The following is an 11520-nucleotide window of genomic DNA, read 5'->3' as shown; positions in this document are numbered from 1 at the left end:
GTTTGCTGGTCGAATTGCGCGCAAGTTTTTATCTAGATGAGTACCTTAAACTTAATGTTGGGTCTCGGCGATAAGGCTTTCCATACCCGGCTTCCAACAGGTGACCTGATTACGGCCGTGCTGTTTGGAGTAATAGAGTGCTTCATCCGCCTGCTGGATCAGTTGGGTCGCCGAACTTGCCCCCATACGAATTGAGGTCACGCCGAAACTGCCGGTCACTTTGATGCCATTGGTATCTTTTGCAGCGATTTTTTCGCGGCAGCGCTCGGCGATCATCTGCGCCTGCTCCAGCGGTGCGCCCGGTAAAATCACGCAAAACTCTTCACCACCAAATCGCGCCACCATATCCATATCGCGCACCACCTCGCGCAGGCTATTGGCAGCCATCTTAATCACTTCATCGCCTGCCGCATGGCCATAGGTATCGTTCACTTTTTTGAAGAAATCGATGTCGGCCATAATACAACTGAACTCGGCATCGGAGGTGCGCGCGCCATCGAACTTGCCATCGAGATGTTCGTAGAGTGCGCGGCGGTTAAAACAATTGGTGAGCGGATCGCGTGTGGCTAAGTAAGTCAGCTCTTTATTTTTGCTTTCAATCGCCACTTGCGTCGCCGCGAGCTGTTGGATCATCTCCTCTAGCAAACGGCTTTTGGTTTCCAATTCGGTAATATCTTCAAACACGGCAATGGTGCCTTGGCTTGACCCTTTGCCATCGAGGATCGGTACGGCATTCACATGAAAAATTTTGTCTTTTTCATCACTGGTCGGCAATAACACTCGCACCCCGGTTTGTTTTACGCCGGTATTAATCGCCGTCAACCAAGGGTAATCACGCGTTTCTTGATTAGGATCGAGAAACCAGCCGAGGTTGCTGGCCTTTTTACCAACCAATGATTGCTCAGTGCGCTGCAAATGCTCCGTCAGCGCAGTGTTGACCAGCACAATCTGCTCACGCCTATCCAGAATCAATACACCTTCGGCAAGAATATTCAACGCGTTGCGCACCCGCGCGGGCACAACTGCACTGGGGTCCAGATGTTTCAGTGCGCGTTTGATGTAAAACCAAAAGCCGACAAAACCACTGAGCGAGACAAATATCACCAGCAGGATAAACGTCGGTATTCCAAAAATCGGATGACTGTCGCTCATCAGCGGTTCAAATGTGATTTCAAACTCGGCACGTTTGGCGCCGTTGATCATGATCGGAAAACGAACGTGGGTAGGTGTGGATTCGTGCGCTTTAGCTTTGGCCCATTTTTGAGCGTGCAATTTGGTTTGTGATACCACAATTCCGTCGTTGCGTCTGACCCCTGCGGATTCAATTTCCGGATTGCGCTCGACCGAGGACTCCAACAAATATTGCAGCAAAATTTCATCACCGCGCATGATCGCAACGCCCACTTGCGATGCCAGCGTTTCTGTCAAACGTTTGCGCACATCCAGTTGTTGCCGCTCAGCACCTGGAGTTAACCCTATCGCTTGCGCGAGGATCAAAATGGAGACGGTCAATACTACCAATCCCAAACTTAACCGAACTGCAGGAGTAAAACCAAACATCGTCTCGCCTTGATTCCTTTTGTGTTTATGATGACCAACTGCGCTAGTTGTGGGTTATGGGCGCGATTCTTTTTTCTGGGCGTGATCAAACAAATAACCCACTTCTTTTGCACTTTTGTCTTCGCGCTCACGATCTTTACGCTGTTGCTCCAACTCTTTTTTCTTTTTGTTAACTTCATCGAGAATTGGCAATGGATCAAGCCCGCGCCAGAGCGGCAGCATCGACATCATGGTTAACAATAGACTGCTCGCGCGCAAAGACCAAACCAGTAAACCGGTTGTCACCGAGAACGTAAGGCCCGCGACAACGGCTTTACGGTCTTGTTCTTCCAACATGGCTTCATCCATTTGCGCGCGCAGGCGGCGCACTTCATTGTCAAAATCAGCCTCTTCCCAAGGAGCAAAACCGGCGTCAGGTGCAATCAGACTGGCCAGATTGGGCGACGCAGTTAGAGTCGTCAGTGGAATATTACCGTCGCTGAGCATCTCTTCAGCACGCTCTATATCGCGGCTGGATTTATCTTTGTAGCCAGTATCAGGGCGCTCGTTATCGCCAGTATCTACCACTAAAGGTTGGTCCGGTATCCCGGGTGGTGTAATTCCTGTGTCACCGTTACCACCCAGGTTGGGTAGCTCACCAGTGTTATTGTCACCGTCATCTGGCACCTCCGCGGTAGGTGGTGCTGGAGGTACTACCGGCGGAACTACGGGTGGAACTACCGGCGGACTGGGCGGCTCTACCGGCGGGGTAACAGGAGGTGGAGTAACTATTTCCGCAGCCGTCACTGTCACTTTAAAACGGGTCTCCACCCAAGCGCCTTCGCCATCTTGCGCGCGCAGGGTTATGGTGGAATCACCACCGGTTTGGGATGAAAACGCCAGTGTCATCATGCCTGTTGCAGGATCAATTTGAACGCTGGTGGCAACTGCACTATTGCTGTTGTCCACCAAAGTCCAGACTAACGCCCTACCGTTTTCAACATCGTTAAACACTGTCTGCAGATTCATCTGCTGGGGAGCGGCGCCTGCCTGAACCCTAATATCGCCAATACCGCTGGATACCGGCACATCGTTTACCGGCGCGATATTGACGCGCACCAAGGTTTCTACCCAGGCACCCTGCTGATCCTGCGCGCGCACCACTAAATCGGCGCTGCCAAATTGGTTGGCGCCATAGCGCAATTGCAGTTGGCCAGTAGCCGGGTCGATGCTAATGGTACTAACCAAACCGGGATTGCTATTGCCAACAACGGAAAACGCCAGATCGCGGCTGACGGTTTCCTGATCGCTAAACGCCGCCCATAAATCGACCTGGTCACCTGCAGCATCTTCCAGATTATTGATCGCCGCGATGCCGGTTGTTTGGGGGGCATCGTTCACTGCGGCTACCATAAGTTGGAATTGCGCCACGGCGGTAGCAACACCATCGCTGGCGACAACCTGAAGTATCAAATTGCCGGTATCCCCCTGCGCAGGGATGCCACTGAACGTGCGGGTCGCGTTGTCAAAACTCAGCCAAGCCGGCAATGCACCTCCGCCGACCAGTTGTGCGCTGTAAGTGAGACTAGCGCCCGGATCTTCATCCGCAAAGGTGTTGCTGTTGAATTGAAAAACGAAGGCGATGTCTTCTGTCGCATTTTGGTTAGGGATTGGGTTAACCAGTTGCGGGGCATCGTTGGTGTTAGTCACGGTAATGGCAAAACTGTCGCTGGCGGAACCGCCATTGCCATCGCTCGCCGTTACCAGCACGGTGATATTGCCCAGGTCGCCCGCCGCAGGTGTGCCACTGAAAGTGCCGCTCGCAGAATCAAAGCTCAGCCATGCAGGCAAAGCGCCCCCACCTGCTAGCTGGGCGGAGTAAATGAGCAAGTCGCCTTCAGGATCGACAAAGGTCGCCGCTGGCAAGGTGAATTGAAAAGGTGAATCTTCAGCAGCAAGCTGATCAGCAAGCGCATTTTGCACAAACGGCGGTGCATTGACCGGCAGATTGCTAATAGTGAGATTAAAACTCTCGGCAATGCTGCCACCATTGCCATCGCTGGCAGTAATTTGAATGGCCAAAGTGCCGGCATCAGCGGCGGCGGGCGTGCCACTGAAGGTGCGCGTCGCTGCATCAAAAAGTAACCATGCTGGTAAAGGTGCGCCACCCACTAACTGGGCGCTGAAGGACAAGGTATCGCCCGCGTCCTCGTCAGCAAATACATTGGCGCCAAACGTAAAGCTGAATGCCGTATTTTCCGTGGCGTTTTGGTCGGCAATCGGAAAAGCAACTATGGGAGCATCATTGGAATTGGCAACCACTATGTCGAAGGTCTCCCTAACCGTACCACCCAAACCATCGCTAGCAGTGAGTGCGATGGTGAGTGTACCCAGATCTGAATTGGTCGGTGTACCACTAAATGTGCGGGTTGCGGCATTAAAACTGAGCCAACCAGGTAAAGAGCCCCCACCAGCCATCTGCGCCGAATACGTGAGGCTTGCGCCTGGATCCGCATCAGTAAAGGTATTGGCCGCAAATTGGAAATTAAATACTGCATCTTCTGCTGCATTTTGGTCGGGAATGTTGTTAGCAATGATGGGAGCATCATTGCTATTGGTGATGACGATATCGAAGCTATCGGAAATTGTGCTGCCCGCACCGTCATTGGCAATCACTTCTATGGCGATGGTACCCACATCACCCTCAGCCGGGGTACCGCTGAAAGTACGCGTGGCGCTGTCAAAACTCAACCATGCGGGCAAAGGTGCACCGCCGACCAGTTGAGCGGTATAGGTAAAGCTGGTGCCCACATCCACATCGGCAAAGGTGTTGGCGGCAAATTGGAAATTGAACGCTGTATCTTCTATAGCAGTGCGGTCGGGAATGGGGTTTGCCAAGGTCGGCGCATCGTTGGTATTGGCAACGGTGATCACAAACGTATCAATTACTTCACCGCCAAAACCATCATTAGCAGTGACTTCAACCGTCCAGGTACCCACATCGCCATTGGCTGGTGTGCCACTAAAAGTACGGGTTGTTGCATCAAAACTGAGCCATGGTGGCAAGCCGCCCACTACTGCCAGCTCAGCGCTGTAAGTGAAGGTATTACCCACATCCACATCGCCAAAAGTATTGGCGGCAAATTGGAAGTTTAGGGGTGAGTCTTCGTTCACCAATTGATCAGGGATCGGATTGGCCACTGTAGGTGCAGTGTTGGTGTTGATGACTTCAATATCAAAGAAAGTCGACGTAGAGGCACCGTGGTTGTCAGTCGCGATCAGCTCCACCGTCATGGTGCCCGCCTGATGCCAGTGTGGTGTACCAGCGAAGGTGTTGGTGGCTTCGTTAAACGTCAACCAACCAAGGCTGCCGCCACCTGCCAATTGTGCGCGATAACTGATGGTGTCGTTGGCGTCCGGGTCAGAAAATGTATTCGCGGGCACTACCAGGTTGAATGGCACTTCGGCATCCAGAGTCTGGTCGGCGATGGGGTTATCCGCCACCGGCGCACCGTTACTTCCATCATCTTTGGCGACTTTAAAAGCCAGATCCCAACCGGCGGCATCGGGTACACCGTTTTCAATCATTGTACCGTCGGCAAAGGTATTACCGGCAATGCGCGATACGATCACCAAATCATCACTGCCGGTGCTGCTGACCTGAATAACATAGGTCTGCTGGTCATTGAGTGCCACATCGGCAAAGCTGAAGGTATGCCAATCAAAACCATCGCGGCTGATTTGCGAAGAAAGAATCGAGTCGCTCGCTAAAATGGCACCATTCCACGCATCGCGCAGTTCAACCGTGATAGTTTGCAGCACTGCAGCATCGTAACGCGCGAGGTAAAGGCTAACTTCATTGACAGTGTAAGTCGCACCAACACTGTTATAAGAAAAAGACTGACCAGCCAGGTTGCCGGTGGATACAGGCACAAATGCCCCGCCACTTCCCGTATCGATATATTCAGTATCGGGCAAGCTGTTGACGGTGAGTGTAAAAGTATCGGTAACCGTACCACCATTGCCATCGCTGGCGGTGACATCAATCGTCAATACCCCCACATCGCCGGTGGCCGGAACACCGCTAAAAGTGCGCGTTGCTGCATCGAAGGTGAGCCAGGCGGGCAGTGCTCCACCACCATTCAATTGGGTGGAATAAGTGAGCGTATCGCCCGTATCTACATCAGCAAAAACACCCGGACCAAATTGGAAATTAAAGGCCACACCATCGGCTGCAGTTTGGTTGGCGATAGGGGCGGCCACGGTGGGTGCATCATTGCTGTTGGCGATGACGATGTTGAAGGTATCGGTAACCGTTCCCCCATTGCCATCATCTGCCGTGACATCAATAGATACAGTTCCAACATCGCCATTTACCGGAGTGCCGCTAAACGTGCGCGTCGCTGCATCAAAACTTAACCACGTGGGCAATGCACCACCACCCGCTAGCTGTGCGCTATACGTCAGCGCATTTAAATCCGCATCCGCAAACGCACCCGCAGCAAATTGAAAGCTAAAAGCAGCATCCTCAGTCGCGTTCTGGTTGGGAATGGGTGTGGCGACGGTGGGCGCATCATTAGCGGCATTGACGGTGATATTAATATTATCGGAGTCGGTGAGAGTGCCTCCGGTACCTGTATTACCTAGATCGCTGGTGGTGATAGTCAGTACGGCAGCACCGTTAAAATTTGCCGCGGGATTGAAAGTTAACGTTGCCAATGCCGCATTAATATTGGCTTGGGTTCCGCGAAATACCAAACTGCTGTCAGCGGTTCCATCACCCGTAGTAAATGTCAAACCAGCCACACCCGCGAGCGTTAATGTGCCATTGGTAACCGAGAGTGTGACCTCCAAATCGCTGGCGCCCGCATCAAGATCAGCTATCTGGATTTGGTTGCCATTACCGGCACTAAACACCAGCGCAGTATCTTCATTGGTCGCTTGCGCACCGGGTACGGTATTGGCAGGGCCGTCATTTACTGCCGTGATGTTAATTGTCGCCGTATCATTGCCCGAGAGGCTGCCGTCGCTCGCGCTTATGGTAAGTGTATCGCTTGCAACCGGGGTATTACCCGAGAGCCTGTAAGTAAGCGTGCTGCCGTTATTTCCCGCAAATAAATCATTGAGTTGCGCTGCTGTGCCGCTGAGGATCAGGGTATTGGTATTGACGCCCGATACAACAACAACGCCCGTCGTTCCAACAGTTGCTGCAAGGTTGCTATTAGAGTGTATTCCGGTAAGCGTGATGGTTAACGCATCACCATCCAAATCAGCCACACTGATACCTGTGCCGTGCAAATTAATGGCGACCTGTTCAATGGCGTTGTAATCCGTAGGGGTGATAACCACGGTGGGCGCATCGTTTGCGTTTGCCACTACAACATCAAAGGTCTCGGTCACAGTGCCGCCGTTGCCATCATTCGCGATCACATCAATCGAGAGAGTTCCCACATCGCCATTCGCGGGCGTACCGCTAAAGGTGCGCGTTGCAGAATCAAAACTTAACCACGCCGGCAGTGCGCCGCCACCAGCAAGATGTGCGGAATAACTCAGGGGGTTGCCATCACTATCGGAAAAAGTATTGGCGGCAAATTGAAAATTAAACGCAACATTTTGTGTAGCATTTTGATCGCCAATAACATTATCGACTGTAGGTGCGTCGTTGGTATTGGCCACCACAATTGCAAAGGTTTCTGTCACTGAACCACCGTTGCCATCACTTGCAATGACATCAATCGATACAGTGCCAACATGGGCATTTAACGGTGTGCCGCTAAACGTGCGGGTCGCCGAATCAAAACTTAACCACGCAGGCAGTGCGCCGCCGCCAGCAAGTTGTGCGCTGTAAGTCAGCGTATTACCCGAGTCTTGATCGGCAAAGGTATTGGCGGCAAAGGTAAAATTAAATGCAGAATCTTCCGTCGCATTTTGATCAGCAATGGCATTGGCGATTGTTGGTGCATCGTTTGTATTGGCGACAACAATATCAAACGTATCCGAAGCCACCGCACCACCATCATTATCAGCGGCGGTCACTCTAATGGAAATTGTTCCTACATCACCATTTGCCGGGGTACCGGAAAACGTGCGGGTTACCGGATCAAAACTCAACCATGGCAAGAGTGCACTACCATCAGCCATAGTCGCGGCATAGGTGAGCGTATCGCCAACATCAGGGTCATCAAACGTATTGATGTCAAATTGAAAATTAAAGGCAGCATCTTCCGTGGCATTTTGATTGGGGATAGGTGTAACCAAAAACGGTGACTGATCTGTATTACCAATAGCAATATCAAAAAAATCAGAGACGCTGAGACTGCCATCACTGGCGATGAGTTCGATAGTGATGTTGCCCACATCACCATTAGCGGGCGTCCCACTAAATGTGCGTGTCGCTGAATCAAAACTCAACCATCCCGGAAGTGCGCCACCACCTGGCAATTGCGCGCTGTAGGTGAGTGAATCACCCGTGTCTTGATCATTAAATGTATTGACCGCAAACGAGAAATTAAATAACACATTTTCGGTCGCATTTTGATTGGGAATCGGGTTGGCAACCGTTGGCGCATCGTTAGTGTTGGCGATGGCAATATCAAAGGTATCAGACACTGTGCCGCCGAGGCCGTCACTTGCTGTCACGCGGACCGATAGTGTGCCGACATCGCCATTGGCCGGCGTGCCACTAAAAGTGCGCGTTGCATCGTTAAAGGTTAACCATGCAGGCAAGGCGCCACCACCCGCCAATTGCGCACTGTAAGTCAGGCTCGCGCCTGCATCCTGATCTGCGAAGGTGTTGGCAGCAAATTGAAAATTAAAAGCCGCATCTTCCGTTGCATTTTGATTGGGAATGGCATTGGCGACCGTGGGTGCATCATTGCTATTGGCGACCACTATATCGAAGGTATCGGTCACTGTGCCGCCGCTGCCATCGCTTGCGATCACATCGATGGATACTGTGCCAACATTGGCATTCAAGGGGGTGCCACTAAACGTACGTGTGGCCGCATTAAAACTTAACCAGCTCGGCAGTGCACCGCCGCCGGCAAGTTGCGCTGAATAGACCAGCGTGGTGGCCGCATCGATATCATTAAACGTATTGGCCGCAAATTGAAAATTAAACGCGGCATCTTCGGTGGCATTTTGGTTGGCAATCGCATTCGCAACTGTGGGTGCATCATTGGCGGCATTGATGGTGATGTTGACCGTATCAGAATCCGTCAAGGTGCCACCTGAACCGGTATTGCCCAGGTCGCTGGTAGTCAGCGAGAGCACCGCCCCACCGTTGTAGTTGGCAGTGGGGTTAAAAATCAGGGTTGCCAGGGCCGCGTTAATATCTGTGCGGGTACCGGTAAAAACCAGGGTGCTGTCGGCAGTGCCATCGCCGGTGGTAAAGCCAAGCCCTGTGGTTCCTGCCAAAGTCAAAGTGCCGTTAGTCACCGAGAGTGTAACTTGCAGATTGCTGCCACCGGCGTCCGTATCGTTAATTTGGATTTGGTTGCCATTGCCCGCGCTGAACACCAGCGCGGTATCTTCGGTTCCGGTCTGTGCCCCCGGCACCGTATTCACCGGCGCGTCGTTAACTGCATTAACCGTAATAGCAACGGTGTCACTATCGCTTCTTGCACCACCGGTGCCTGAGTTACCCAAATCATTGGTCACGATACTCAAGGTATCGGCGCCGTTGTAGTTGGAAGTCGGTGTATAAGTGAGTGTGGCGAGCGCGGTATTGATGTTGGCGATTGTGCCGGTAAATACCAGGGTCGCGTCATTGTTTCCATCGCCCGTAGTGAACGACAATCCTGCCGTACCACCCAGGGTCAGCACACCATTCGTCACACTTAGCGTCACCTGCACACTGGCAGAAAGTGCATCGGCATCAGCGATTTGGATGCGGTTGCCATTGGCTAGGTTAAATACCAACGCAGTGTCTTCATTGGTCGATTGCGCACCCGGAACAGTGTTGACAGGGGCGTCGTTGGCGGTTGCCGAGATAACTATGTTGAATTGATCAGGCGTTACCGATTCAAGGCCCGTGTTGTCAGTGCCATACAGCTTGATGGTGACAGTGCCCGCATCACCATTGGTCGGAGTACCGCTGAAGGTGCGGCTGGCCGAATCAAAACTCAGCCAACCAGGCAAGGGGCTGCCATCGGCCAGAGTGGCGCGATAGCTGACCACTGAACCGCCCACATCTGGATCGGCAAATATCGGCGAGGCCTCGTTGAAGGCCGGGAATTGATAACTAAATGGGGTAAAACCGGAGGCCACTTGATCGGCAATCGGGTTGACGACAAAAGGTGCTTCAGCGAGGTTATTGACCGTTAAGTCAAAATCATCAAAGACAGCCTGGCCATTACCATCGGAAGCGGTCACGCGGATACTGAGGGTGCCCACATTGCCGTCATCGGCGGTGCCACTGAATGTGCGGGTTGCCTGATTGAATTGCAGCCACGCTGGTAAAGGATCACCGTTGGTGAGCTTGGCGGTGTAGCTCAGGTTGTCGCCATCGGAATCATTAAAGGTATTGCTGGGAAAACTGTAATTGAGTGCAGTCCCTTCGGTCACACTCTGGTTGGGAATGGTATTGGCAACGGTAGGCGCAGCGTTAATGCCATCGCTATTGGCAACCCGCAAGGCCAGCTCCCGCCCAGCATCACCATTGCCGTTTTCCAGGTATACGCCATTGTTAAAGGTGTTGCCTATTTCGTAAGCCGCCTTTACCAGCCCATCGGTACCGGTTGAGCTGATGCGAATCCAATAGGTGGTGAAGGTGGTTAAGTTGGTCTCGGCAAAATTAAAATTGACCCATTGGAAGGTATCGGTAAGACCGGCAGACGAAATGCTGGCGGAGGCGATCACACCGCCGTTCCAATCATTGCGCAGCTCCACAGTAATAGTTTGTAGCGCCGCACTTGGATCTTTCAGCAACTGGATGCCAATTTGGTCAACCGTGTAGTTACCGCCACCATATTGAAATGACTGGCCAACATTGTTAGTACTGCTAATTGTCGCCTGGTTATTGGCAGCGGCAATACTGACGTAAACGACATCCGCCAAAGCGCCCTGCCATTCCATCGGCTCGTTAGCTGCAAACAGCGACTGGGTTTCAACAACACCAACTTTTTCTTCCAACACCCAATCCGCATCTACGCGGCTATTGCCGGTCAAATCATTACTGGCGGCGACATCAGCGCCAGTCAAATCACTTAACTGGCGTAAAAAATTCAGACCACTCTGGTTTGCAGCCAGATCACAACCATACAACAAGATATCGGCGTCTTCGCCCAATGCTGCTTTCCAGGCCGCGATTTGCCCGGCGTATTGCGCAATATTTTGTTCGTTGACTACTGCACTGCCGAGCTGGAGGCTGCCGGCCACGCCGTGCGAAATCACATGGATGGCACTAATGCCCGAAGCGCCAGCGAGGTAATCGCTGATCTGACCGATACCGTCTTTGGTGGAATCCAGATACACGATGGCGACAGAACCATCATCAACACGCGCACGAATATCATCGACCAGGGTTTCGTAGTCATCTACGGCCGTATCGACAAATACTACCGTGGTGGTAGCAGGGTTTTCGCTTAGAGGAAGGTCAGCCTGGGGCTCAATATCGGTCGTCTGGCTTTCCAAGTGGAGTGGTTCAGACGGCATATATATGCTGACTAAATCTACTTGGTCAGCGGCATTCGCCAAATACTGGCCATCGGAAGCCCCGTCATCGAAAACGGCAATATCCGCCGTAGCGGAGAAAAGTAATCTCGGCTCTAAGGCTTCGATTAACGGGCGGCGATGACGCGGCGGTCTGGGCATGAATCTCGAATATTTCGTTTGGGTTTAAGGACTGGTGAATAACCAATGCATCCTTGTGATTTATGCGCATCCGCCAAACCCTAGCGGTACTTACCTCTGCATAAACCTGATTTAACGCAACACCTTGATAAACCAAGCAGGTAATTCAGGTATCGGTAAACCGTCTTT

At 52.2% G+C, this 11520-nt stretch carries 2 protein-coding genes; both read right to left on the bottom strand.

The genetic code is table 11. The annotated features are described in order from the left end of the window. Positions 1-51 precede the first annotated feature (51 nt). Positions 52-1560, bottom strand: a complete 1509-nt coding sequence (locus J2X05_RS14640) for a sensor domain-containing diguanylate cyclase (protein ID WP_310073691.1) — start codon at positions 1558-1560, stop codon at positions 52-54. A gap of 54 nt (positions 1561-1614) precedes the next feature. Then, entirely contained in the window at positions 1615-11352 is a 9738-nt protein-coding gene (locus J2X05_RS14635) for a putative Ig domain-containing protein (RefSeq protein WP_310073690.1), read from the bottom strand. Positions 11353-11520 lie beyond the last annotated feature (168 nt).

The sequence above is a fragment of the Cellvibrio fibrivorans genome, assembly GCF_031457055.1.
Lineage (GTDB): Bacteria > Pseudomonadota > Gammaproteobacteria > Pseudomonadales > Cellvibrionaceae > Cellvibrio > Cellvibrio fibrivorans.
This window is presented reverse-complemented; position numbering and strand designations above follow the sequence as displayed.

Coding starts and splice junctions, on each gene's coding strand:
- J2X05_RS14635 (WP_310073690.1), bottom strand. CDS start 11,352: ATGCCCAGACCGCCGCGTCATCGCCGCCCGTTAATCGAAGCCTTAGAG.
- J2X05_RS14640 (WP_310073691.1), bottom strand. CDS start 1,560: ATGTTTGGTTTTACTCCTGCAGTTCGGTTAAGTTTGGGATTGGTAGTA.